This window comes from Novosphingobium sp. GW835-FHT14H07, from assembly GCF_058793515.1.
In genome coordinates, this window is the sequence record NZ_JBXAFX010000007.1 from 18,277 (window position 1) to 42,501 (window position 24,225).

Genomic DNA, 24,225 nt, shown 5'->3' on the forward strand with positions numbered 1-24,225 from the left:
GAAGCGCTGGACAGGGGCGGCATATAGGCAATGCCGATCGTTAAGTCAAAGGGCGCAAAGGCATTTCGGGGGCCACGGGAGGCACCGCCAAGTAATTCCGTTAAACGATGAACGTCAGTTCAGAAACTGTGAAACATTGTTGCGGAGAACCAAAGTGGCGACACCTCACGGGCAATAACCGCTCGTTTCGTCGCCAATACGGAACCTATTGCGCGGTTCGTCGCGTTTTCACTTCATGACCAAGATCAACGCCATATCGCCCCGCAACACCATGGCGATTTCAGCCATGCTGCTGCTTACTGCCGGAACTGCCCATGCGCAGGACGTTACTATTCCTGTAACTGATGCACCTGTGGCAGCGGCCCCTGTCGTGACTCCCGCGCTGGCAGCTCCGACCATCGTGATCCCGACTGCAACGCCGGAGCCTGTTCCTGAGCCCGCGACCGCATCGACGCCAGTGGCCGCGCCGATCGCGCAGCCCCGACCGGCTGCGCGTCCCGCGCCGCGTTCAGTGGCGCGTGAGTCGGCGCCTGCACCTGCGCCAGCAGCTGCAACGGAATCGACGCCAACGCCGGTCGCAGCCCCCGTCCCGGCCCCCATCCCCGCTGTTGCATCGTCTTCAGTTTCAGAGCCAACGACAGCAGCCCCCGTTGCGGCAGACGTCGCCACGGACAGTGCAGCACCGGACTGGGCACTGCCGGTCGGCGCTGCAGCAACCCTGCTCGTGCTGGGTGGCGTGGGCCTTGCCGTCAGCCGCCGCCGTCGCGTCTATGCGGAAGACGTGGATTTCGTGCCCCCGGTTGCAACCCGGCCCAGTCTGAGGCCGCAGCCCGAACGCCGCGTCGCGCCGCCAATGCCGCCCGAGCGACCCTCGACCCCGACATACGCCATGTCGGCTGCAAGCACCCGCACCGCGAGCGAGCGCGAAGCCCTGATCGAACGCATCGTTGCGTCTCCGCCAGACGATGCCAACCCGTTCCAGTCGCGCAAGGGGCGCCGCCGCCGCGCACGGATCATGGTGCAATCGATGGCCGCGCGCAGCGAGGTGCCCACCTCAACACGTGCCGAGCAGGTGGTGCCCGAGGTTCGCACGGATTACGCGCAGGCCTGAACCCTTCCAAAACCCTTCAAGGACAAATGAGCCTCGTCCGCTGGACGGGGCTTTTTGCATGGCAAACGCGCGGTAACGTCGCAAAACGATAAGCGATATATCGTTTTTCAATATTATTGATTGACGATAAGGCGAACCGATATTATTGAATATCGATATTGACCTTATCGGAGAACGATCATGTCCCGCCTGCTTCCCCAGACCGCCGCCGCGATCCTCTCGCTGCTGCTGGCTGCCACGCTGTGGCTGCCGACGGTGGATGCCGGCTCTGCCCCGTTCGCGGTCGCCGATGGTCCGGTCATGGCGACCTACCAGCTCCCGCTCGCCGCCTGACCGCCCACTCAACAGGAGGGAATCCAATGTCCACACTCCGCACCGACCCGCTTCTGGGATTGGCCAAGGCTTTGCTCACGTTCATGCTGATCGTAATCGTGATTGGCATGGTGGGTCTCGGTATAGGTTTTGCAGCCACGGTCGGCCTGCACGGGATGGTTGCCGAAAAGCTCGCCAAGGCCGGTGCTGCAGAATCGACTTATTGGCTCATCCTGCTGATGTTCCCGCTGCTCGCCGCAATGCTGGCTTCGATGCATCGTTTCGTCGAAAAGCTCCGTGCCATCGTCACAACGGTCGAGGACGGCGATCCGTTCACCCCCGGCAACGCAGAGCGTCTGCGCGCGATGGCGTGGCTGTCGGTCATCATCCAGCTGCTTTCCATACCCGTCGGGATCGTCGGCGTGATGCTTGAGCAGGCCAGCGCGGATGCAGCGTCGGTCAATGTCGATGCCGATTTCTCGATCAACGGCCTGCTGCTCGCGCTTGTCCTGTTCATCCTCGCCCGGGTGTTCCGCACCGGCGCGCAGATGCGCGAAGACCTGGAAGGGACCGTGTGATGCCGATCAATGTCAAACTTGACGACCTGCTCCACGCCCGCCGCATGACGCTGACCGAACTGGCCGAACGCATCGACCTGACACTCGCCAACGTCTCGATCCTCAAGACCGGCAAGGCCAAGGCCATCCGCTTCTCGACGCTGGAAGCGATCTGCCGGGAACTTGACTGCCAGCCCGGCGACGTTCTGGGCTATGAACCGGAAGGCGGCGATAGCCCCGAAGCTTGACTTCACAGCGCGAATCCGCCAGAGGCCCGCCCGACCGGTGGGCCTCTTTGGCCTTGCCGATCATCCGTCCGAGACAGTTGGTGTGCAGGATCTGCCTGCACTTAATCTCCAGCCTAGACGGGGAAAAGAGTTTCAAGGCCCCTCGCTCCTGCAAGGATCGTGGCGCCCCTCGCGCTTTACGGCGCACCTCCTTCCCTTGTCACGGACTCGCCGGTGGTCTTCGGGCCATCGACAAACGTAGCCGACTGTCCGGGTCTCCCGGCTCAGTCACATGTGAAGGAGTATGGCATGGATCGTTCGCAGAAAGCCGATTCGGTCGCCTTCCTTAACGGCGTCTTCAGCGAGGCCGGCGCGGTGGTCATCACCCGCAACCTCGGCATGACGGTGGCCCAGTCCACCGCCCTGCGCACGAAGATCCGCGAAGCGGGCGCGACCTACAAGGTTGCGAAGAACAGTCTTGCCAAGCTTGCCGTCGCAGGCACCGATTACGAAGGTCTGGGTGATTTCTTCACCGGTCCGACCGCAATCGCCGCCTCTGTCGATCCGGTTGCTGCCGCCAAGGCAGTGGTCGAGTTCGCCAAGACCACCGACAAGATCGAAATCGTCGGTGGTGCAATGGGTTCGCAGGTTCTCAACGAAGCCGGGGTCAAGGCGCTCGCCTCCATGCCCAGCCTCGACGAGCTGCGCGGCACGCTTATCGGCCTCATCCAGGCTCCGGCCACGAAGATCGCCCAGCTCACGACTGCTCCGGCAGCCAAGCTGGCCCGCGTCTTCGGCGCCTACGCCAAGGAAGCCGCATAAGACCGTTCGTTCGATTTACGCTCGCCGCGCCACTCGGGCGCGTGGGCACCACAAGATCAGGAGTGAAATACCATGGCCGATATCGCCAAGCTCGTTGAAGAACTTTCGAAGCTGACCGTCCTCGAAGCCGCTGACCTCGCCAAGGCTCTCGAAGAAGCATGGGGCGTTTCCGCCGCTGCTGCTGTTGCCGTTGCTGCTGCTCCGGCTGGCGCTGCTGCTGAAGCCGCTGAAGAGAAGACCGAATTCGACGTCATCCTCACCGGCGACGGTGGCAAGAAGATCCAGGTCATCAAGGAAGTCCGCGCGATCACCAACCTGGGCCTGACCGAAGCCAAGGCGCTGGTCGAAGGCGCTCCGAAGGCGATCAAGGAAGGCGTGTCGAAGGCTGAAGCCGAAGACATCAAGAAGAAGATCGAGGAAGCCGGCGGCACCGTCGAAGTCAAGTAATCTTCTTCCGGTTTTCCGGACAAGTTACAGGGAAAGGCGGGGCATTCAGCTCCGCCTTTTTCGTTTGTGGTCAGTCCGTTGCGACGGGGACCCGCACGCAGACCAACAGCCCACCACTTTCCGCGCGTGCGAACTTGATAGCGCCACCAAAGCGCTCAAGCAGACGATGTGCAGTGGGAATGCCAAGCCCGAAACCTGCCGTGTCGCGCGCCCGCGCGTCGTCGATGCGGTAGAACGGCGCAAGAATCCGTTCGAACTGGTCTTCGGAAATTCCCGGCCCATCATCGGCGATCAATACATGCCAGCGGCCTTGCGCATCCGGTTCGACGCAGACCTTTGCCTTGCCGCCATAATGCACGGCATTTTCGATCAGCGGGTGCAGGGCCATCAGCAAGGGCTCGCGCCAGGTGCAGATCATGGCCCCTGGCGTAACCTCGACCTCGGCCTTCCCTTCAAAGCTGCCCATGACAAGGTCCGTCACTGCGAGGCCGAGGTCCATCATGACCGCTTCAGGCGCAAGGTGCTGAGCCCTGAGGTAGCGCTGGAGAGACATCAGCATGGCTTCCATTTCGCTCGTGGCATCACGGACAAGGCCTGCGATCTCGGCGTCGTCGATCAGGTCGGCGGCTATGGTCACGCGCGAGAGGGGCGTGCGCAGATCATGGCTGATGGCCTCGAACGATCGCGCCTGATCCTCGAGCATCGCCGCGATGCGCTCCTGCATGGCATTCATCGACCGGGCGAGACTGCGCAGGTCGTCGGGGCCGCTTTCGCGCACCGGCACGACCTGCCCCTTGCCGATCGCGTCGGCGGCGTCGGTCAGTTCGCGCAAGGGCCGGGTGATGATGCGCAGCGACCACAGCGACAGGGCAAAGCCGACTACGGCCGTGATCAGCGTCAATACCGTGGCGCGCAGGGCAATCGGCCAGCCCGAGGTCACGTCGCGCGAACGGAAGTTGAGCCAATGCCCGTCTCGAAGCCGCATCGCTCCGACGAGATTGCCGTAGCCCAAGCGCGACGGCTCAAGTCCGAGCATGATCTGCTGCCCGGCCAGGGTGGGCTCCCAGCGCAGAATGTGCCCCCGGATCTCGCTGACAGCTTCGTCCTCGCGACCGACCAGCGCCTGTGGTGAGTTGGACAGCGCGACTTCCAGGTGGCTCGTGCTCATGATCGTGCCGAGTGCGTCCGGATGCAGTTCGTGCACGCGGTTGCTGACCACGAGCAGTTCGGCAACGCGCCGAGCGTGATCCTCGCGCAGCGTCTCCTTGTCGATGACATCGTAGAAGGCGAGGCTCGCCACGGCCTGGACGGCGGCCATGACCAGCAGAAGCGTCGCTGCGCGCACCGCCAGTCGCGACAGATTCGGTCCATGCGGCGGATGCGCATCGACAAGCGCGCGAAGGCGACCGATGCCGCCTTGCGCCCGCGCCGCCGGTTTGCGTGCCATGCGCAGCCGGTCTGCCCATTGGCCGAACCCTTCCATCGGCAGAACGCTGTCACTGACCGGGGAGTGGGTCAACCATTGCCGCCACGCGGACATGATTTGTGACATCAAGCCGCATGAAATCCACATATATCATGGATTTGTGACGGCGCTTGGCTCATGGCGGAGTTCCTGCCCACGGCCCTTGGACCGCGTGGCGCCATGGCCTGCCGCGACTCGGTCACACAGCGCTTTCCTTCCGGGCCCCCCGGCCCTACACCGCGCGTCCCATGTTTGAACGGCCGCCTCACAGATGGATCGACGAACTGCGGGCGATGCTGCGGCTCGCCGCGCCGCTTGTCGGTGCCAACCTCCTGCAGATGGCAGTCTTCGCGGTCGATGTCGTGTTCGTGGCGCGGCTCGGGCCGGAAGCGCTGGCAGCCTCGTCGCTGTCGGTTTCGCTGTTCGGTCTGCTGGTATGGAGCCTGACGGGCCTCGTCGGTGCCGCATCGCCATTGATCGCGGCGGAACTCGGGCGAAGGCGGCACGCAGTTCGCGAAGTGCGCCGCACGGTGCGCATGGCTGCTTGGGCTGGCCTGCTTGCCTCCCTCGTCGCGATCGGTGTGTGCATGCTCGGCGGGCCCCTGATGCGCATCACCGGGCAGGACCCTGGCGTGATCGCGCGCGCCGTTCCCTTCCTGCAGGTGCTGATGTGGGCCGCGATTCCCGCAGTCCTTGCAGCGCTTCTCCGCACCGTCGTGGCAACGCTCGGCAGGCCCGGCATCGGCACCGCGATCACCGGCATGGCGGTGGCGATCAATGCTCTGGGAAACTGGCTCTTCGTCTTCGGCCACATGGGGGCGCCCGAACTGGGCCTGCTTGGTTCCGCGATCTCCAGCGTGTTGACCAGCGTGGCAATGCTGCTGGCGTTCGTCGTCGTGATACGCTTCGATCGAAGGCTCCACCGCTATCGCCTGCTTGGCCGGTGGTGGAAGCCCGAATGGACGCGGTTCGCGGATGTTCTGAAGATCGGCCTGCCGATCTGCGGCACGATCATCGCCGAGGCCGGCATGTTCAACGGCGCGGCCTTCCTGATGGGCAGAATCGGCGAAGTCGAGCTGGCCGCACATACGCTGGCCCTGCAATTCGCGGCAATCGCCTTTCAGGTACCGTTTGGCGTCGGCCAGGCGGCGACGATCCGCGTCGGCCTCGCTTATGGCGCGGGCGACAACCCGGCCATCGCCCTAGCTGGCCGGGTGGCGACTCAACTCGGCATTGGCTTCATGGCCCTGTCGGCCGCCGTCATGCTGCTGTTCCCGCTTCAGCTCCTGCAGCTCTACATTGACCCTGCTGCCCCACAGAACGCGACGGTCGTGGCGCTGGCACTGCAGTACATGATGGTTGCAGCTGCATTCCAGCTGTTCGATGGCGCACAGGCAGTCGGCGCCAGCCAGCTGCGGGGATTGCAGGACACCCGCGTGCCAATGCTCATCGCAATCTTCGGCTACTGGGTGCCAGGCGTGGGCACGGCGCTGGGCTTGGGTCTGTTTACCGGCTTTGGTGGCTTGGGCGTGTGGTTCGGCCTGCTTGTCGGGCTGATCTTCGTTGCCGGACTGATGCACTGGCGCTGGGCAAACCGCGCGAAGCTGGGGCTCCTGCCGGCCTGAAGGTGCGCTTCGCCGATTTGTTCATCTGCGTGAAAAGAATCTGCGCCACACCCATTGACGCCCCTTCCACCGGCACCCATATGCCGCCCGCTGGCACTCTCGCCTTGAGAGTGCCAAGGCTCATTTTTTAACTTGGAAGAGGGAGCAACCCATGACTTTCCGTCCGCTGCACGATCGCGTGCTCGTACGCCGCGTCGAAGCCGAGGAAAAGACTGCCGGCGGGATCATCATCCCCGACAGCGCCAAGGAAAAGCCCGCTGAGGGCGAGATCGTCGCCACCGGCACCGGCGCTCGCGCCGAAAACGGCACGATCACCCCGCTCGACGTCAAGGTCGGCGACCGCGTCCTGTTCGGCAAGTGGTCCGGCACCGAAGTCAAGGTTTCGGGCGAAGACCTGCTGATCATGAAGGAATCGGACATCCTGGGCGTGATCGGCTGAGCCGAACCCCGGATTTCCTGAATCAACTCAAAGACATTCAAAGGAACGAGAAATGGCTGCCAAGGACGTACGCTTTTCGCGCGACGCTCGTGAACGCATTCTGCGCGGCGTCGACATCCTCGCCGACGCGGTGAAGGTCACGCTGGGCCCCAAGGGCCGCAACGTCGTGATCGACAAGAGCTTCGGCGCGCCCCGCATCACCAAGGACGGTGTTTCGGTGGCCAAGGAAATCGAACTCAAGGACAAGTTCGAGAACATGGGCGCCCAGATGCTGCGCGAAGTGGCCTCGAAGGCCAATGACGCAGCCGGTGACGGCACCACCACCGCGACCGTTCTCGCCCAGGCGATCGTTCGCGAAGGCATGACCGCGGTTGCTGCGGGCATGAACCCGATGGACCTCAAGCGCGGCATCGACATCGCCGTCGGCAAGGTCGTCGAGAACCTCAAGGCGCGTTCGACCCCGGTCGCAGGCTCGGCCGAAATCGCCCAGGTCGGCATCATCTCGGCCAACGGTGACACCGAAGTCGGCCAGAAGATCGCCGAGGCCATGGAAAAGGTCGGCAAGGAAGGCGTGATCACCGTGGAAGAGGCCAAGGGCCTCGAATTCGAACTCGATGTCGTCGAAGGCATGCAGTTCGACCGCGGCTACCTCTCGCCCTACTTCATCACCAACCCGGAAAAGATGACGGTCGAGCTCGAGAACCCGTACATCCTGATCCACGAGAAGAAGCTCTCGTCGCTCCAGGCGATGCTGCCGATCCTCGAAGCGGTTGTGCAGTCGGGCCGCCCGCTGCTGATCATCGCCGAAGACATCGAAGGCGAAGCGCTGGCGACCCTCGTCGTCAACAAGCTGCGCGGTGGCCTCAAGATCGCCGCCGTCAAGGCTCCGGGCTTCGGTGACCGTCGCAAGGCCATGCTGGGCGACATCGCCACGCTGACCGCCGGCGAAATGATCTCCGAAGACCTCGGCATCAAGCTGGAGAGCGTCACGCTCGCCATGCTCGGCCAGGCCAAGAAGGTCACCATCGACAAGGACAACACCACGATCGTCGACGGTGCCGGTTCGGCCGACGAGATCAAGGCCCGCGTCGAGCAGATCCGTGCGCAGATCGAAGTCACCACTTCGGACTACGACCGTGAGAAGCTGCAGGAGCGTCTGGCCAAGCTTGCTGGCGGCGTTGCCGTCATCAAGGTCGGCGGTGCGACCGAAGTCGAAGTGAAGGAGCGCAAGGACCGCGTCGACGACGCTCTCCACGCCACCCGCGCTGCGGTTGAGGAAGGCATCGTTTCGGGCGGCGGCACGGCCCTGCTCTATGCGACCAAGGCTCTCGACGGCCTCAAGGGCGCCAACGACGACCAGACCAAGGGCATCGACATCGTGCGCCGCGCGATCCAGGCCCCGATCCGTCAGATCGCTGCAAACGCGGGTCACGACGGTGCTGTCGTCGCCGGCAACCTGCTGCGCGAGAACGACGAGAACCAGGGCTTCAACGCCGCGACCGACACCTATGAGAACCTCAAGGCTGCCGGCGTGATCGACCCGACCAAGGTCGTGCGCACTGCCCTGCAGGACGCTGCCTCGGTCTCGGGCCTGCTGATCACCACCGAAGCGGCGATCAGCGAGAAGCCGGACGACAAGCCCGCGATGCCGCCGATGGGCGGTGGCATGGGCGGCATGGGCGGCATGGACTTCTAAGTCCACGCCTGTTCAAGCTGACACGAATTGGGCCGGAAGGAGCAATCCTTCCGGCCTTTTTCGTATTCCCACTCCTTTTGGCAGGACGCGGGAACAAGCTGCGATGAACTGCGTTTGGCATGCGATGGACTGCGCCCAATCCTGCTCGCCTGAATCGACCCATCCGTGAAAGACGGCGTCGCCGTAGCGGATCCGTCTTTCCGCGCGCCCGATGTCGGCCATGAGATCTATCGCATCCTGTTCGAGAACATGGACGATGGCTTTTGCGTCATCAAGTTCCTCGACGGGCCCCACGGCCCCCTCAGTGACTATGTCCACGTCCTCGCCAACCCTGCTTACGAGCGGCACACCGGAATTCCGAACGTGGTCGGACAGCACTTGCGCGACATGGTGCCTGACGAGGCCGATGACTGGATCGCCTTCTACGGCAAGGTGCTGCACACGGGCGAGCCAATCCGGTTCCGCAACGAATTGGTCGCAACCAACCGCCACCTCGAGGTTTCGTCGTTCCGCATCGGCACGTTCGAGGATCGGCTGGTCGCGGTCCTGTTCAAGGACGTGACCGAGAGGGTCCGGGCCGAAGGCGCCTTGCACCAGCTCAATGAAACGCTCGAACAGCGGATTGCCGATGCGCTCGCGCAGCGTGAGCAGGCCGAGAACGCCCTTCGCCAGGCGCAGAAAATGGAAGCGGTGGGCCAGTTGACCGGTGGCCTCGCGCACGATTTCAACAACCTCCTGGCAGGTATAACCGGCGCGTTCGAGCTGGTAGGCCGGCGCGTGAACCAAGGCCGCAGTGACGAGGTGCCACGCTATGTCGAAGCAGGGCTTGGCGCCGCACAACGCGCTGCAGCACTGACCCACAGGTTGCTTGCGTTTTCCCGTCGCCAGACCCTGTCGCCGCGGGCAACGCATGCCAATCGCCTCATCGAAGACTTCATCGAACTCGTCCGGCGCACCATGGGGCCGCAGATCGCCGTGCAGACTGATCTCGATCCTGCACTCTGGCTCGCGCTGGTAGACGCCAACCAGCTCGAGAACGCACTGCTCAATCTGTGCATCAATGCCCGCGACGCGATGCCGGACGGCGGCACGCTTGCCATTTCGACGCTCAATCTCGCGCTGGACGAGGACGATGCGCGAAGCCGCGGTCTTCCATCCGGTGACTACATGACGATCACCGTGTCCGACTCCGGCGTGGGCATTGCCGACGAAGATCTCGACCGCGTGTTCGAACCCTTCTTCACGACCAAGCCCACGGGCAAGGGAACAGGCCTGGGCCTGTCAATGGTCTACGGCTTTGCACGCCAGAGCAACGGCATTGTCCGGATCCGTTCGACGCAGGGCGTGGGCACGCAAGTGCGGATCTACCTGCCGAGGCACGATGCTGCGCTCGAAGATGTCGTGGAGCACGCAGACATCCGTGGCCTCGATACGCCGCCCGATGCCACCGTGCTGGTCGTGGACGACGAACCTACCGTGCGCATGATGATGCTCGACGCGCTGGCCATGATCGGCATGCGCTGCATCGAAGCTGCCGATGGCGCAGCGGCGCTCGCCGTGCTTGATCGCTACCCCGATATCGATCTGCTTGTCACCGACGTGGGCCTGCCAGGCGGACTCAACGGCCGACAGGTTGCCGACGAGGCGCGCCGCCGCTTGCCGGATCTCGGCGTGCTGTTCGTGACAGGTTACGCCGACAGCGTAGTGCTGCAGAACGATGCCCGTCTGGAGGATCGAACCGCGGTCCTGACCAAGCCCTTCCCGATCGAGGAACTCCAGCGACAGGCCGCGCGCCTGCTCGCCGGCAATCTAGCCGATCCCTCTGCGGTGCCGTTTCCCGCAGTCAGCTCTCTATGACCCGCTCGTAAAGGTCGACAGCCGCTTCGTCCTCGAAGATATGTTCGTCATAACGAACGAAGCCAAGACGCTCGGCCAGTCGCACGGACGAATGGTTCTCAGGCTCGATCATGCAAGCGATGCGGCGCGGCTTGTGAGTGCGGTCGAACCAGTCCAGCGCCGCCTCCATGCCTTCTCTTGCATAGCCACGGCCCCAGAAGGGCCGCGCCACGATCCACCCTGCCTCGACCACGTCATCAAGCCCCTTGCCGAAGCCGCGCAGTGAATGGAACAGGCCCATTTGCCCGACGAAGGCATTGCTGCCCTTCTCGTGCACGAGAAACATGCCGTAACCGTACAGTTGCCATGAGCCAGCGCCGCGCAGGGCACGCGAAAACATGTCTGTGGTAGGGTCTTCCGGCCGAGGCCCGAGGAAGCGATGTACTTCGGGATCGGCGACAAGATCGCGCAGAAGAAGATAATCGTCGCGACCCGGCACTCTGAGGATCAGCCGATCCGTCTCCAACTGCGGCAGCGCGTTCACAACATTACGTCCATCGCATGCAACACGAGGCCAACGAGTCCGCCGACCAGGGTGCCGTTGATGCGGATGAACTGCAGGTCCCGGCCGACCGCCCCTTCAATGCGATCAGTCACGGTGCGGGCGTCCCACCGCTTCACGGTTTCGGACACGAGCCGCACGATCTGCGCGCCGTAGCGCGTCGACACGCCGACCAGCGTCCGCCGGGCAAAGCGATTGACCACCTTCTGCAGTCGAACATCGCGCTGCAGCGCATTGCCAAGCTCGGCAAGGCTTGCCCCCAACTGGCCGCCCAGCGCGCCGCGCGGGTTGCGGACGACCTGCAGGAGGCGCATCCTGCCACGTTCCCACAATCCGTCCAGCCACCGGCCGAATGCCGGATTGGCCAGCACCTCGTGCTTCATCCGTTCGACCTTCGCGCGCATATCGGCGTCGTTCACCAGATCGTCGGCAAGCGTTGCCAGACCTTCCTCGATCTTGCGGCGCAACGGGTGGTCGGGGACGACCAGCGTTTCGGCCAGAAGCTTGTAAAGGCCATCGAGGATGGCATTCGCCAGCTTTTCATCAAGGCCTGTCCAGCGCAGGATCGTGTTGGCGCGCTCGTGAATGGTTGACTGGATGAGAGGCTCGTTTGCCTCGATCGTCTCTGCAGCCTTGCGGATCAGGCTTTCGATGACCGGCATGTGCCGCCCATCGGCGATTGCCGCGCCCAGCAGCTGGCCCAGCAATGGCGCCAGTTCCAGCTTCTCCAGCTGCGTCCGCAATGCGCCTTTGGCAAGACCGCCAAGTTCATCGGGATCGAGCGATTCCAGCACATCGGCCAGCAACCCTGCCGCGCCATCGCGCAAGCGGCTTTCCCCCGTCCGCGGATCGGACAGAAACGCACCGGCGGCGGCGGCGGCGTTGACCGCCCCCATGCGGCGCGCGACAACCTGCGGCGTCAGGAAATTGGCCTGCAGGAACGATGCCATCGTATCGGCAATGCGGTCCTTGTTTTCGGGTATGATCGCCGTGTGCGGGATTGGCAGACCAAGCGGATGCCGGAACAGCGCGGTTACCGCAAACCAGTCCGCCAGGCCACCAACCATCGCCGCTTCGGCAAAGGCTCGGATAAAGCCGATTGCCGGATGCAGTCCCTCATACCGTCGGGTGGCAACATAGATCAGCGCCATCGCCACCAGCAGGCAGGTGGCGACGATACGCATCCGCCGGGCACGATCAACCACCATTGGCATTGCGCGCCCTCTACCTATGCGGACGGGTCCGCTGGGGTTCGAAGGCGCTGCTTCGACGGGCTGTTGCGATCTGGCGGTCACTCCGCCGGAAATGCCTCGTGCTGCGGTTCGTTCCGCGTGGCTGGTACAATCGGCTTGGCAACGGGCCTTGGTGCCGGCTCATGCCCGAGAACCTTGCGGGCGAGCCATGGCCCGACGCGCTTCTCGAGACCGTCGGCAAGGCTGAAGCCCGCCGGCACGATCAGCAGGGTCAAGGCCGTGGACAGCGTGAGCCCGCCGATCACCACGACGCCCATCGGAGCACGCCATCCACCATCGCCACCGACCGAAACCGCGGTCGGGATCATGCCGGCAACCATGGCCACGGTGGTCATGATGATCGGCTGCGCACGCTTGTGCCCGGCTTCGGTAATGGCCTCGAGCTTGGCCTTCCCGGTGGCCATCTCCTCGATTGCGAAGTCGATCAGCAGGATCGAGTTCTTCGCCACGATGCCGAACAGCATGAGAATGCCGATGAACACGGGCAGAGACAGCGCCTGCCCCATCAGGCCGATCGCCAGCAAGCCGCCGAGCGGGGCGAGGAACAGCGACCCCATGTTCACCAGCGGCGAGATGAAGCGGTGGTAGAGCAGCACCAGTACCGAGAACACCAGCAAGATGCCCGAAGCGACGGCGATGACGAAATTGTACATCAGCTCGGCCTGGAACTTGTCTTCGCCTGCCGCAGTGTTGGAAACGCCCTGCGGCAGATTTCGCATTACGGGCAGCTTCGCGATGGCGTTCATTGCATCGCCCTTGACCACGCCCGGAGGCAAGTCCGCACCGACAAAGACGCGGCGGCTCTGGTTGTAGCGCTGGATCTGCGTCGGGCCCGAACCGAATTCGATCTCGGCCACGCGCGACAGCGGAACCGATCCACCCGAAGCGGTCGGAACCGGCAGGTTCTCCAGCGTCGAAAGGTCCCGGCGCGAGGCTTCCGGCAACTTCACACGGATCGGAACCTGACGATCGGACAGCGAGAACTTGGCGCTGTTCTGGTCGATTTCGCCCTGAGTCGCGATGCGGATCACCTGGCTCAGCGTCTGCGTTGTCACGCCGAGGCTCGCCGCAAGATCAAGCCTTGGCTTGATGATCACTTCAGGCCGGCGCAAGTCGGCACTGATGCGCGGGGCCACGACGAGCGGCAGCGTGCTCATCTGATCGACCAGCGTCTGTGCGGTCTTCTGCAGCAATTCTGGATCGGACCCGGCCAGCATGATGCTGATCGGTCGGCCCGAACCGCCACCGGGACCGCTCGGCCCCTGGGCCTGGAAGTTCGCCCGGATGTCCGAGATGGACTGCAATTGCGGGGTCAGTTCGCGTTCGAAGACCAGACTGGTCCGTTCGCGGTCGGGCCGGAGGTTGACATAGATGTTGCCGCGCCCCTCCCGCACCGAGGCCAGCTGCGATTCCACCTCGGGCTGCTTGGCGAGCAGGTCGACGACCTCGCCCACCTTTCGCTCGGTCTGCTGCAAGGTCGTGCCCGGCACCATTTCGATGGTGACCGTGCTCGAATCGCTGTCGGCGTCGGGGAAGAACTGTGCCGGGATCGACATGAACATGACGATGGTCAGCACGAAGGCACCGGCCCCGATGCCCATCATCCACAACCGGTGGTCGCGCAAGCGCGCGCGGAAGCGGCGGCGCGGATGCTCGGCGCGGTAGGCCCTCGCCTTCGAGGTATCGAGCGACCAGCCCAGCACCTTCATGTACTTGTCCATCCACGGCCCGCTGCCATGCTCCGCCTCGCCGTGCGCCTGCAGGAAATAGGCCGCGATCATCGGGGTGATCATGCGCGCGACCAGCAGCGAGAACAGGACCGAGATGACCACGGTCAGGCCGAAGTTCTTGAAGAACTGGCCGGATACGCCGGGCATGAGCGCCACGGGAAAGAACACGGCTACGATGGAGAACGTCGTCGCCACAACCGCGAGACCGATTTCGTCGGCGGCGTCGATCGCCGCCTGATAGGCGGTCTTGCCCATTCGCATGTGTCTGACGATATTCTCGATCTCGACGATCGCGTCATCGACCAGTACGCCCGCGACAAGCCCCAGCGCCAGAAGCGACATCTGGTTGAGCGTGAAGCCCATCAGGTCAAGGACCCAGAACGTGGGGATCGAAGACAGGGGAATGGCCAGCGCCGACACGATCGTCGCGCGCCAGTCCCTCAGGAACAGGAACACCACGACCACCGCCAGGACAGCGCCTTCGACCATCGCGTTCATCGACGAACGGTACTGATCCTTGGTCTGGATGACCGAGGTAAACAGGAGCTCGAAGTGGATCTTGCCGCCCTGCTCCTGCTTGATCTTCTCCATTTCCTTGAGCGCACCGTCATAGACGGACACGTCGGACTCCGCGCGCGCACGCGAAAACGAGAAGGTCACGACAGGCTTGCCGTTGAACTTCGCGATCGAGGTCAGTTCGCTGTAGGAATCGCTGACATCGGCAACGTCGGCCAAACGCACCGTGCGATTGCCGCTGAGGCTGATCTCGGTCTGCGACAGTTCGTACGCGGTCTTCGCATTGCCGAGGACACGAACCGACTGGCGCGAGCCGGCCACTTCGGTCTTGCCGCCTGCCGCGTTGATGTTGACTTGGCGCAGCGCTGCATTGACCTGGCTTGCAGTGACGCCGAGGCTTGTCATCTTCATCGGATCGAGCGTGACGGCAATCTCGCGATTGACCCCGCCCGAACGGCTGACCTCGGCCATGCCGGGCACGGTCAGCAGGCGCTTGGCGATCGTATCGTCAATGAACCACGAGAGCTGCTCGATGGTCATGTCGTCCGCCGCGACCGCGAAGTAGGCAATCGGGTTGGATGAGGTCTCGACCTTGAACACCTGCGGCTCGAGGATGCCCTCGGGCAGGTCGGAACGGATCTGGTCGACCTTGTTCTTGACCTCGTTGACCGCGGCGTTGATGTCCTGGCCGATCTTGAACTGGACCTGCGTCTGGCTGCTGCCTTCGGAGGCAGTCGACGTCAGCGTGTCGACACCGGCGATCGATCGCACGGCCGATTCGACACGCTGCGTGATCTGGTTCTCGATCTCCGTCGGCGCAGCGCCGGGCTGGCTGATCTGCACGATGACGACCGGAAATTCGATGTCCGGGTTGTCCTGGACCTTCATCTGCATGAACGAGACGAGGCCAGCGAGCGTGAGCCCGAGGAACAGGACGATGGGTACGACCGGGTTGCGGATGCACCAGGCCGAGATGTTCTGGAAGTTCATCGCCAGCCCTTATTTCTGAACGACCGGCCGGACCTTGTCCCCCGGATTGAGGAAGCCGCCGGCCCGCAGCACCACCCGCTCGCGGCCCGAAAGTCCCTCGACGACGGCGATGCCCTTCGCACTGACCTGACCGGTCTTCACCGGGCGGCGAACCGCCTTGTCATCCTGGTCGATGACGAAGACGTAGGACCCCTTATCGTCGCTGAGGATGGCCGATTCCGGCAGAAGCGGCGCGTTCGTTGTCCCGGAAACCAGCGTTGCGGTGGCAAAGCCGCCGGGGCGCAGGACTTTGTCGTAGGCAAGGGCAATGCGCGCGATCCCTTCGCGACTGGTCTGGTCGATCGTCGGCGAGAGTTGCCAGACCTGACCCGAGAACTTGCGGTCGGTGCCGACAGGCGTGACTTCCGCGCTCGCGCCCACCGCAAGACGCGCAAGGTCGGATTCCGAAAGGCGGGCCTGCATTTCCATCTGCCCGTCACGCGCCATGGAAAAGAGAACGCCAGAACCCGGGGTAACGATCTGGCCCGGTTCGGCCGCGCGTGTCAGCACAAGACCCGCCGCCGGCGCGACGATGTTCAGACGCGCAGCGCGGGCACCGAGTTCGCCAAGGCTGGCCCTTGCCACGCGCACCCGTGCATTGGCAGCGTCGCGGGTGGCGGTGAGCCGGTCGATGTCTGCCTTGGAGATAAAGCCGCGCTCCACCAGCTTGAGCGCACGATCGAGGTTGGCCTGCGCCAGCCGCGCATCGGCGGCGGCCACTTCGACATTGGCGGCCTGGCTCGCGATCTGCTGGCCCTGGACCGACCGGTCGATCACAGCGAGAACCTGGCCTGCACGGACCCAGTCGCCCGCATCCACCAGCACCTGCACGATCTGCCCGCCTTCCCCGGCAACCCCGACCGGCATCTCGCGCCTCGCGGCAATCGTGCCGCTGGCCGTGATGGTTCCAGCGATGGTGGTGGTACCGGGCACCACGACGGTCACGACCTGCGCCTGCGATTCCTGCGCATCGGCAGCGGCATTGCCATCGCCCCGGTGCATGAGAAACCACGCTGCTGCCAGAACCGCCAGAACCGCTGCACCGATGATCCAGATGCGTCGGGACGACAGCCGACCATCGCCCTCTCCGTCAAAAGCGGGCGAGACGGTATTGTCGGCGTTGATCGTCGTTTCGTAGTTCATGTTCGTCAATGCCTTCGTCCCGCGGCGGGGCGAGGGCAGGCCCCTTGAAATTCGAGTAGGTGTGTTACATTCATAACGCACTTGCCGCAAGCATGCGGCACCGCCGTATGGCAGGTCATTGCATTGCAATAGCTACCCTTCCGACGAGGCGCAATTCCGTCTCGACGAAGGACTTATGCCGAAATGGACACCGTGTCTTTCTTGCACCTGTAACTTTTTGTAACCCGCCGGATACCTTTGCAGTGCAAGCGAACAACGGAACAGATGCCCCAAAGAACAACGGCCGCCTCCCGAAGGAAGCGGCCGCCGCGGATGGAGCTGGTTGTTGCGATCAATACTTGAGCTGTCGCTCGTACAGATCGCGATAATGCTGGATACGGGTCACGCGCAGGCCCTGCATGCCCGAGCGGTCGACCGCGCGCTGCCACGAGGCGAACTCCTCGAGCGTGAGGTTGTAGCGCTCGCAGACCTCGTCGATGGTCAGGAGCCCGCCGTTCACTGCCGCTACGACTTCCGCCTTGCGCCGGACCACCCAGCGCGTGGTGTTGGCAGGCGGCAGACTGTCGAGCGTTAGGGGTTCGCCGAGCGGGCCGATGACTTGTGCCGGACGGATTTTCTGGTTCTCGATCATGTCAGTCTCGTGCTTCGGCGCGGCCTTGCCGCGTCACGGTCATATCGGCGGCGAATGTGCTCAGTCCTGCTTTGCCATTCGCTGAAGACTTAGGGTTAACGACCCGTTCATGCGGTGGATTGCCCCATACGTTCGACGCAATGAAGGCGGCGGTGAGTCTGTGGAAACTGCCACCTTCCTCGGCGAGCCCATCTTCGCCTTCCGCACACATCGATCGGCGCAGATCCTGCGTTGCGGCGATGCGGGCGCACAGCCCGTGCCACGACAGCGGACGCAACCCGGACCCGGCTGTCGAAACCGTATCGCCGCCGAAAAACGCCGCATGATCGTTCAAACTCATATCCATCGCCGTGCTTCTAGGCGCGAGATGGCTAAGGTCCGGTAAAGGGGCCGTTTAATTGTTGTTTATCTTGTGACGGTCCGAATCCGTGTTCCTGCCGCACGCTTTGCGCTGGGGCGCCAAACCGACTATGGCGCGCACCATGCTCGAAACGGCAACACTTCCAGACCTCTTCGACCTGCCCCAACCGGTCAAGGCGCGGCGCATCGTCGTTGCCATGTCCGGTGGCGTCGACAGTTCGGTCGTTGCGGGAATCGCTGCGGCAAGCGGGGCTGAAGTGATCGGCGTTACCCTGCAACTTTACGATTATGGCGCGGCGACCGGGCGCAAGGGCGCATGCTGCGCCGGTGACGACATTCGCGATGCACGTGCCGTGGCCGACCGCCTGGGCATCGCCCATTACGTCTTCGACCACGAATCCAGCTTCCGCGAGGAAGTCGTCGAGCGCTTTGCCGATGATTATCTCAACGGTCGGACTCCGATTCCCTGCGTTCGCTGCAACATGGGACCGAAGTTTACCGATCTTCTGGCGATGGCCCGCGAATTGGGTGCCGATTGCCTGGCGACCGGTCACTACGTGCGCCGCGTGGTCGGTGCCAATGGCCCCGAACTCCACCGTGCGTTCGATCCGGCGCGCGACCAGTCCTACTTTCTCTATGGCACGACCGAGGCGCAGCTCGATTTCCTGCGTTTCCCGCTGGGCGGCCTGCCGAAGACCGAAACGCGCCGCATCGCCGAGGACATGGGCCTCGTCGTCGCCGCCAAGCCCGACAGCCAGGACATCTGCTTCGTGCCGGATGGCGACTATGCGAAGATCGTGCGGTCGGTCCGGCCCGAAGGCGACGCGCCCGGCGAGATCGTCCATGCTGCCAGTGGCGAAGTGCTCGGGCACCATCGCGGCATCATCCACTATACCGTGGGCCAGCGGCGGGGCCTCGAGATCGGCGGACAGCCCGAACCGCTCTACGTGATCGGTCTCGATGCGCCGCAGCGCCGCGTGCTGGTGGGGCCGCGTCCGATGCTGGCAGTCAGCCGCGCGAAGATTACGGAAACCAACCGCATCGGCCCGCTCCCGGCGGGACCGCTGACGGCAAAGGTGCGCTCGCTGGCAAAGCCCGTACCGGTCGAACTGGAAGGTCCGTTCGGCGAAGGCGCCAGCGCAACGATCCGCTTCATGCAGCCCGAATACGGCGTCGCTCCGGGGCAGGCCGCAGTGCTCTATGCGGGCGAGCGGGTGGTCGGCGGCGGCTGGATCGATTCGACCGAGCGTTGGGACGCCTGAAGCTTCAATTCTTGCGCCCTATTTCTTCCACGGCTCAAGCACGCAGCCCGGCCCCTTGCGATAGGTTGCGGTCTGGCTGAACAGCAGGGCGAAGCGTGCTGTCACGCTCTTGGCCTCGGCATCCTCGCTCAGGGACACCAGTTCCATTCCCGGCTCGAAATCCTTGCGGCAATCCGACAGTTCGCGCCCGCCAACGAAGCGGCACGAACACGCCACGCGCGCGCCATAGCTTGCCCCGGTCGTCGCATAGCCGCGAATTGCGGTCCAGAACGTCGCCAGCACCGCAAGCAGCAAGGCCAGTGCGATCAGCAGCGCGCGCCAGCGCCAGCTGCGTCTGGGCGCGATCGTCAATGACGGAGCTGTGGGGGAACTTTGGTTGCCGGTTGCCATGACTGCCGATTCTGGTCGAAAGGACTGGCCCGATGGCCCGTCGCTCGCTCTCCCTTATCCTGACCCTTGCGCTGCTGCCAGCCGTGGCTGGCTGTTCGCGGGGGACGAATGAGGCCGAAGGGCCGCCGCCCGTCTCGGAAGAAGCCATGAAGGCGGTGGTCAAGGACCCCGGCACCGGTCGCGAAAAGCTGGCCCGCGCGGTCGACGCCCTGTTCGCGCCCGGGATGGGCGAGACGCGCGCTGTCATCGTGATGAAGAACGGTCGCATCGTCGCCGAGCGTTATGCCGAGGGCTATCACGAGAATACCCGCTTCGTCAGCTGGTCGATGGCCAAGTCGGTCACCGGCGTGATGATCGGGATGCTCGTGTCCGATGGGCGCCTGCGGCTGGACGAGACCGCGCCGGTCCCGGCGTGGCAGCGCCCCGGCGATCCGCGCGGCGAGATCACGCTTCGCCAGTTGCTGCAGATGCGGTCGGGCCTGCGCCATTCCGAAGCGATCGATCCGGTCTACGAATCCGACGAAGTGCGCATGCTGTTCCTCGACGGTCGCGACGACATGGCGCGCTATGCCGAGGACCAGCCACTCGAAGCGGAGCCCGGCCGCAAGTTCGAATACTCTTCGGCGACCAGCGTGATCCTCGCCGATCTCGCAGCGCGCGTGCTCTCGCCCGCGCCGAACCCGGAGAATCGCCGTCAGGCCGTGGCCGATTACCTGCGCACCCGCCTGTTCGAACCGGCTGGCATGAAATCGATGCTGCCCGAATTCGACGCCGCGGGCACGCTGATCGGCGGTTCGCTGATCCACGGCACCGCGCGCGACTGGGCGAAGTTCGGCGAGTTCCTGCGCAACAAGGGCTCGGTCAAGGGCGCGCAGATCATCCCGCGGCAGTGGATCGAGTTCATGGTCACGCCCTCGCCACGAGAGGCGCAGTACGGCGCGCAGATCTGGCTCAACCGTACTCCGACGAACGGCGAGTCTTCGCTGTTTCCCGATCGCGGCCCGAAGGACCTGTTCGCCTGCATCGGCCATCTCGGCCAGTACGTGATCGTCAGCCCGAGCCGCGGGCTAACTGTGGTGCGCCTCGGCAAGACGCCGGACGAACAGCTGGCCCCGCTGGTGGACGGCCTGGCGGACGTTGTGGCGCTCTACCGCTGAGGCTTCACGGCAGGCGGAACAGCCCCTCGACCACGGTCACGCAATCGCCGCCCAGCAACACGCGATCACCTTCGAGGCGGCAGACGAAGTCCGCGCCGCGTGCCGAGGCCTGATGCGCCGAGAATGTCGCGCGCCCGAGCTTGCTTGCCCAGTACGGCGTGAGCGCAGCGTGGGCCGATCCGGTGGCGGCATCCTCGTCAATCCCGCCACCCGGCACGAACACGCGGCTGACGATGTCTGCGCCCGAGGCATGTCCGCTGCCCGCGGCGGTGGCGATGAACTGCGTGTCGCCGAACCGTAGCAGGGCCTTGAAATCCGGCGCGAGTGCGAGGACTTCGTCAGCCGTGGCGTAATGAAAGATGTTGTAGCCATCGCCCTGCCAGACGTCGATCGGCTTGCCCGGCCCGAGCAGAGGCACCGCATCGTCGAAAGCACCGGGAGCCGTGGGCACGGCCGGAAGCGAAAGCACGTAGCGATCGCCATCGCGCGCAACCTCGAGCACGCCGGCCTTGCGCGTCGAGAACGTGACACGGCCCCGCATCGGGTCCTGCGCCAGCACGACGTGCCCAGATGCCAGCGTGGCGTGGCCACACATCGCCACTTCGACAGCAGGGGTGAACCAGCGGAGCTCGAAATCGGCCATGCCGGTTTGATCGGGCACGAGGAAGGCGGTTTCGGCGAACATGTTCTCCGCGCCGATCGCCTGAAGCGTTGCATCGTCAGGCCAGGCATCGAGCATCATCACCGCCGCCTGATTGCCACCCAGGGCGCGGGCGGTGAAAGCATCGACGTGGAAGTAGGGAACTCGGGAATCGGTCACGCGGCTGTCCTCAAGCGTTCGGCGCACCCTGTGCGAGGATGGCCGGGCTGGTGCCATCGGGACCGGGGCTGAGCAGGTTCTCGGCGCCCATCATGTCCTCGTCGACCAGCCCTTCGGGGTCTGGGTGGATGAGGATCTCGACGCCGGGGAACTCCGCCATCAGCTTGTCCTCGATCTCGTCCATAACACGGTGCGCCTCGGTCACGGTCATGCGTCCGTCGACCCAGACGTGGAACTGGACGAAATCGCGGTTGCCGCTGGTGCGGGTGCGCAAGTCGTGCAGGCCCTTGAGCTCAGGGTGCTGGGCGACGACTTCGAGAAAACGCTCGCGCTTCTCGAGCGGCCATTCGTGGTCCATCAGCTGATCGACGGCTTCCTGCGATGCGCCCCACGCGCCCCACGCCAGCCATAGCGCGATGCCGAATGCGAACACCGCGTCGGCACCCTTGATGCCTACATAAGTGTCGAGCACCAGCGCGGCGATGACCGCGAGGTTGAGGAACAGGTCGGACTTGTAGTGCACATTGTCGGTGCTGATCGCCAGGCTGCCGGTCTGCCGGATGACGTGGCGCTGGTAGGCCAGCAGTGCCAGGGTCGCACCGAGCGCGATGGTCGAGACAACGACGCCCGACTCCGCCTCGGCCACTTGCGCCTGCCCGAGGAACTGCCCGACCGCACGGAAGGCAAGGCCGATGGCCGAGATCGAGATCAGGACGACCTGGAACATCGCCGCCAGCGCTTCGGCCTTGCCATGCCCGAAGCGGTGGTTGTGGTCGTCAGGCTGCGAGGCGACCCACACGCCGAGCAAGGTGGCAAGGCTCGCCACCAGATCGAGCGCGGTATCGGCAAGGCTGCCGAGCATGGCAGTCGACCCGGTCGAGAGCACTGCCCACGCCTTCATGCCGACGAGAAGCACCGCCACCGAAATGCTGGCAAGCGCAGCCTTGCGGTTGAGGTCGGCGTGAGTGTCGGCGCGGGTCATGTCCATGGCGGGTGCCTTAGGGGTAAAGCAGGGTGCTGGTCCAGCCGCCTGCTCCGTCGGCCACGAAGCGGCGACGTTCGTGCAGGCGGTAATCGCGGTCTTGCCAGAACTCGATTGCGACAGGGGTTACGCGGTAGCCCGACCAGTGCGCCGGGCGCGGCACGTTGCCATCGGGATAGCGCTGCCGCAACGCATCGACCCGGTCGAGGTAGACCTGACGGTCCGGCAGCGGGCGCGACTGGTCCGATGCGGCCGAGCCAAGGCGCGATTCGGGATGGCGGCTGGCGAAATAGGCATCGGCCTCGGCAGCCGTGACTTCGGCAATCGAACCCTCGATGCGGATCTGGCGGCGCAGCGACTTCCAGTGGAACAGCAGCGCGACGTGGGGATTTGCCGCCAGTTCGCCGCCCTTGCGACTGTGGAAGTTGGTGTAGAACACGAAGCCGTCCGGGCCGTGGCCCTTGAGCAGCACCATGCGCACCGAGGGATGGCCGTCGGGCGTAGATGTCGCCAGCGCCATGGCGTTGGGATCGTTGGGCTCGCTGGCCTGCGCCTGAGCATACCACGATTCGAAGATCGCGAGCGGATCGGCATGGGGGATCGCGTCGGAAGTCTGTTCAGGTTGCACTGGAATTTCCTGAAAGGGGTTTACGGGGTTTACACAGTCCAGAGAAAGCTTTCCGGCGGGGTTTTCTGAACGGCCGGGCTCCCTGCCTTCATGAGGTGTCTGGCATGGCGGGAGCGGTTTTCCATGACCGGGATCAATTGCATGGAGACCGGCCTACTCTTCTGCTGCGATGTAGGAAAGGCAACCTTGCGGGCAACGCTTGCAAATCCTAGCTAGAGTGCCATGGCCGATCCGTATTCCACCCTGGGGGTTCCGCGCAACGCAAGCGAGAAGGACATCAAGTCCGCCTATCGCAAGCTGGCCAAGGAACTGCACCCGGATACCAACAAGGACAACCCCAAGGCAGCGGAGCGCTTTTCCGAAGTGACCCGCGCCTATGACCTGCTGTCCGACAAGGACAAGCGGGCCAAGTTCGATCGTGGCGAGATCGACGCAGAAGGCAATCCGACCGGCCCGTTCGGCGGTGGCTTCGGCGGAGGCGGCGGCTTTCGCGGGCACCAGGGCGGTTTCCGCCATGACGGCGGCTTCGAAGGCGGCTTCGGCGGCGCCGAGGGAGTCGATATCGGGGACATCTTCGAAGGACTGTTCGGCGGTCGCGGCGGAATGGGCGGCATGGGTGGAATGGGTGGAATGGGTGGTGGGGCGCGCCGCGGTCCTCCGCCCAAGGGCGCCAATGTGAACTACCGCCTGCAGGTCTCGTTCGTCGATGCAGCGACGCGCGCCAGCCAGCGCATCACCCTGTCGGACGGCAAGACCATCGACCTGAAGCTGCCTGCAGGGCTCGAGAGCGGCCAGCAGATGCGGCTGGGTGGCAAGGGCGAACCCGGCCCCGGCGGCAACGGCGACGCCATCGTCACTATCGAGATCGGCAGCCACCCCTTCTACGAGCGCGACGGCGACAACATCCGGCTCGACCTGCCGATCAGCCTTGCCGAGGCGCTGAACGGAGCAAAGGTCAAGGTGCCGACAGTCGATGGCGCCGTCATGCTGACCGTGGCTCCGGGCAGTTCGAGCGGCAAGACGCTGCGCCTCAAGGGCAAGGGCTTCACCCGCAAGGATGGCACCCGCGGCGACCAGCTGGTGACGCTGCAGATCGACATTCCTGCCGATGACGGGGACCTGAAAGCACGTCTCGAGGGTTGGGCGGACATGCGCAACCTTCGTGACAAGCTTGGTGTCTGAGTGAACGCTCCCGGCCAGACCCCGCCGGGGCCCCGCCCGCTTG

24 protein-coding genes are annotated in these 24,225 nt (G+C 64.3%); 13 read left to right on the forward strand and 11 right to left on the reverse strand.

All coding sequences use genetic code 11. The annotated features are described in order from the left end of the window. Window positions 1-235: 235 nt before the first annotated feature. The 6 genes from AC1Q5P_RS08270 to rplL all read left to right on the forward strand — a co-directional run bounded on the left by AC1Q5P_RS08270 (window position 236) and on the right by rplL (window position 3,476). Window positions 236-1,111, forward strand: coding sequence for a hypothetical protein (locus AC1Q5P_RS08270; protein ID WP_492518690.1), 876 nt, complete (start codon window positions 236-238; stop codon window positions 1,109-1,111). 180 nt (window positions 1,112-1,291) lie between these two features. After that, complete coding sequence (locus AC1Q5P_RS08275; protein ID WP_492518691.1) at window positions 1,292-1,444, forward strand: hypothetical protein; 153 nt, start codon at window positions 1,292-1,294, stop codon at window positions 1,442-1,444. A gap of 26 nt (window positions 1,445-1,470) precedes the next feature. After that, window positions 1,471-2,001, forward strand: a complete 531-nt coding sequence (locus AC1Q5P_RS08280; RefSeq protein ID WP_039337849.1) for a DUF2975 domain-containing protein — start codon at window positions 1,471-1,473, stop codon at window positions 1,999-2,001. After that, window positions 2,001-2,228: a helix-turn-helix domain-containing protein gene (locus AC1Q5P_RS08285; protein ID WP_039337848.1), complete on the forward strand. Its 228-nt coding sequence runs from the start codon at window positions 2,001-2,003 to the stop codon at window positions 2,226-2,228. The genes AC1Q5P_RS08280 and AC1Q5P_RS08285 overlap by 1 nt, the downstream gene beginning before the upstream one ends. Window positions 2,229-2,516: 288 nt before the next feature. After that, window positions 2,517-3,029 carry a 50S ribosomal protein L10 gene (rplJ, locus tag AC1Q5P_RS08290; protein ID WP_039337847.1) on the forward strand — a complete coding sequence of 171 codons (513 nt, stop codon included), beginning with the start codon at window positions 2,517-2,519 and terminating at the stop codon, window positions 3,027-3,029. Window positions 3,030-3,101: 72 nt separating this feature from the next. Further along, a complete protein-coding gene (rplL, locus tag AC1Q5P_RS08295) occupies window positions 3,102-3,476 on the forward strand; it encodes a 50S ribosomal protein L7/L12 (protein WP_039337844.1) in 375 nt (124 codons plus the stop codon). 70 nt (window positions 3,477-3,546) lie between these two features. Here the strand turns inward: rplL and AC1Q5P_RS08300 are convergent, their stop codons facing one another. After that, window positions 3,547-4,995, reverse strand: a complete 1,449-nt coding sequence (locus tag AC1Q5P_RS08300; RefSeq protein WP_236727216.1) for an ATP-binding protein — start codon at window positions 4,993-4,995, stop codon at window positions 3,547-3,549. A gap of 194 nt (window positions 4,996-5,189) precedes the next feature. On the opposite strand from AC1Q5P_RS08300, the gene AC1Q5P_RS08305 reads away from it, so the two are divergent. The 4 genes from AC1Q5P_RS08305 (at window position 5,190) to AC1Q5P_RS08320 (ending at window position 10,558) form a co-directional block, all read left to right on the forward strand. Then, entirely contained in the window at window positions 5,190-6,566 is a 1,377-nt protein-coding gene (locus AC1Q5P_RS08305; protein WP_039337843.1) for an MATE family efflux transporter, read from the forward strand. A gap of 151 nt (window positions 6,567-6,717) precedes the next feature. Next, the gene (gene groES / locus AC1Q5P_RS08310; RefSeq protein ID WP_039337841.1) at window positions 6,718-7,005 is read left to right on the forward strand and encodes a co-chaperone GroES; all 288 of its coding nucleotides are present in this window, start codon (window positions 6,718-6,720) and stop codon (window positions 7,003-7,005) included. A gap of 52 nt (window positions 7,006-7,057) precedes the next feature. Next, the gene (groL, locus tag AC1Q5P_RS08315) at window positions 7,058-8,701 is read left to right on the forward strand and encodes a chaperonin GroEL (RefSeq protein WP_492477088.1); all 1,644 of its coding nucleotides are present in this window, start codon (window positions 7,058-7,060) and stop codon (window positions 8,699-8,701) included. Window positions 8,702-8,866: 165 nt separating this feature from the next. Further along, window positions 8,867-10,558, forward strand: coding sequence for an ATP-binding protein (locus AC1Q5P_RS08320; protein ID WP_492518692.1), 1,692 nt, complete (start codon window positions 8,867-8,869; stop codon window positions 10,556-10,558). Here AC1Q5P_RS08320 and AC1Q5P_RS08325 read toward each other — a convergent pair. From AC1Q5P_RS08325 to AC1Q5P_RS08350, 6 genes are all read right to left on the reverse strand, one after another. Next, a complete protein-coding gene (locus AC1Q5P_RS08325; protein WP_492518693.1) occupies window positions 10,545-11,081 on the reverse strand; it encodes a GNAT family N-acetyltransferase in 537 nt (178 codons plus the stop codon). The genes AC1Q5P_RS08320 and AC1Q5P_RS08325 overlap by 14 nt on opposite strands. Further along, window positions 11,078-12,283 (reverse strand): DUF445 domain-containing protein, encoded by a 1,206-nt coding sequence (locus tag AC1Q5P_RS08330; RefSeq protein ID WP_062343481.1) that lies wholly within the window; start codon window positions 12,281-12,283, stop codon window positions 11,078-11,080. Before AC1Q5P_RS08330 ends, AC1Q5P_RS08325 begins: the two co-directional genes overlap by 4 nt. 107 nt (window positions 12,284-12,390) lie before the next feature. Further along, complete coding sequence (locus tag AC1Q5P_RS08335; protein ID WP_039337838.1) at window positions 12,391-15,588, reverse strand: efflux RND transporter permease subunit; 3,198 nt, start codon at window positions 15,586-15,588, stop codon at window positions 12,391-12,393. Between the two features lie 9 nt (window positions 15,589-15,597). Further along, a complete protein-coding gene (locus AC1Q5P_RS08340; RefSeq protein ID WP_039337837.1) occupies window positions 15,598-16,770 on the reverse strand; it encodes an efflux RND transporter periplasmic adaptor subunit in 1,173 nt (390 codons plus the stop codon). A 331-nt stretch (window positions 16,771-17,101) separates the two neighbouring features. After that, a complete protein-coding gene (sciP, locus tag AC1Q5P_RS08345; protein WP_039337836.1) occupies window positions 17,102-17,401 on the reverse strand; it encodes a CtrA inhibitor SciP in 300 nt (99 codons plus the stop codon). 1 nt (window position 17,402) lies between these two features. Continuing rightward, on the reverse strand, window positions 17,403-17,735 hold the full coding sequence (locus AC1Q5P_RS08350) for a hypothetical protein (RefSeq protein WP_492518694.1): 333 nt from the start codon (window positions 17,733-17,735) through the stop codon (window positions 17,403-17,405). A 148-nt stretch (window positions 17,736-17,883) separates the two neighbouring features. On the opposite strand from AC1Q5P_RS08350, the gene mnmA reads away from it, so the two are divergent. Beyond that, complete coding sequence (gene mnmA / locus AC1Q5P_RS08355; protein ID WP_039337862.1) at window positions 17,884-19,023, forward strand: tRNA 2-thiouridine(34) synthase MnmA; 1,140 nt, start codon at window positions 17,884-17,886, stop codon at window positions 19,021-19,023. 18 nt (window positions 19,024-19,041) lie between these two features. Here mnmA and AC1Q5P_RS08360 read toward each other — a convergent pair whose 3' ends face one another. Next, on the reverse strand, window positions 19,042-19,374 hold the full coding sequence (locus AC1Q5P_RS08360) for a hypothetical protein (RefSeq protein ID WP_322788206.1): 333 nt from the start codon (window positions 19,372-19,374) through the stop codon (window positions 19,042-19,044). Between the two features lie 71 nt (window positions 19,375-19,445). Between AC1Q5P_RS08360 and AC1Q5P_RS08365 the strand changes: the two genes are divergently transcribed. Beyond that, window positions 19,446-20,570, forward strand: coding sequence for a serine hydrolase domain-containing protein (locus AC1Q5P_RS08365; RefSeq protein WP_492518695.1), 1,125 nt, complete (start codon window positions 19,446-19,448; stop codon window positions 20,568-20,570). 4 nt (window positions 20,571-20,574) lie between these two features. On the opposite strand, the gene AC1Q5P_RS08370 is transcribed toward AC1Q5P_RS08365, so the two are convergent. The 3 genes from AC1Q5P_RS08370 to pdxH are packed head-to-tail and all read right to left on the reverse strand — an operon-like array spanning window position 20,575 to window position 23,000. Then, a complete protein-coding gene (locus AC1Q5P_RS08370; protein ID WP_039337859.1) occupies window positions 20,575-21,390 on the reverse strand; it encodes a PhzF family phenazine biosynthesis protein in 816 nt (271 codons plus the stop codon). Between the two features lie 10 nt (window positions 21,391-21,400). Next, on the reverse strand, window positions 21,401-22,378 hold the full coding sequence (locus tag AC1Q5P_RS08375; RefSeq protein WP_492518696.1) for a cation diffusion facilitator family transporter: 978 nt from the start codon (window positions 22,376-22,378) through the stop codon (window positions 21,401-21,403). Between the two features lie 10 nt (window positions 22,379-22,388). Next, window positions 22,389-23,000 carry a pyridoxamine 5'-phosphate oxidase gene (gene pdxH / locus AC1Q5P_RS08380; protein WP_062343477.1) on the reverse strand — a complete coding sequence of 204 codons (612 nt, stop codon included), beginning with the start codon at window positions 22,998-23,000 and terminating at the stop codon, window positions 22,389-22,391. 222 nt (window positions 23,001-23,222) lie between these two features. On the opposite strand from pdxH, the gene AC1Q5P_RS08385 reads away from it, so the two are divergent. Beyond that, window positions 23,223-24,182 (forward strand): DnaJ C-terminal domain-containing protein, encoded by a 960-nt coding sequence (locus tag AC1Q5P_RS08385; protein WP_492518697.1) that lies wholly within the window; start codon window positions 23,223-23,225, stop codon window positions 24,180-24,182. Window positions 24,183-24,225: the final 43 nt, after the last annotated feature.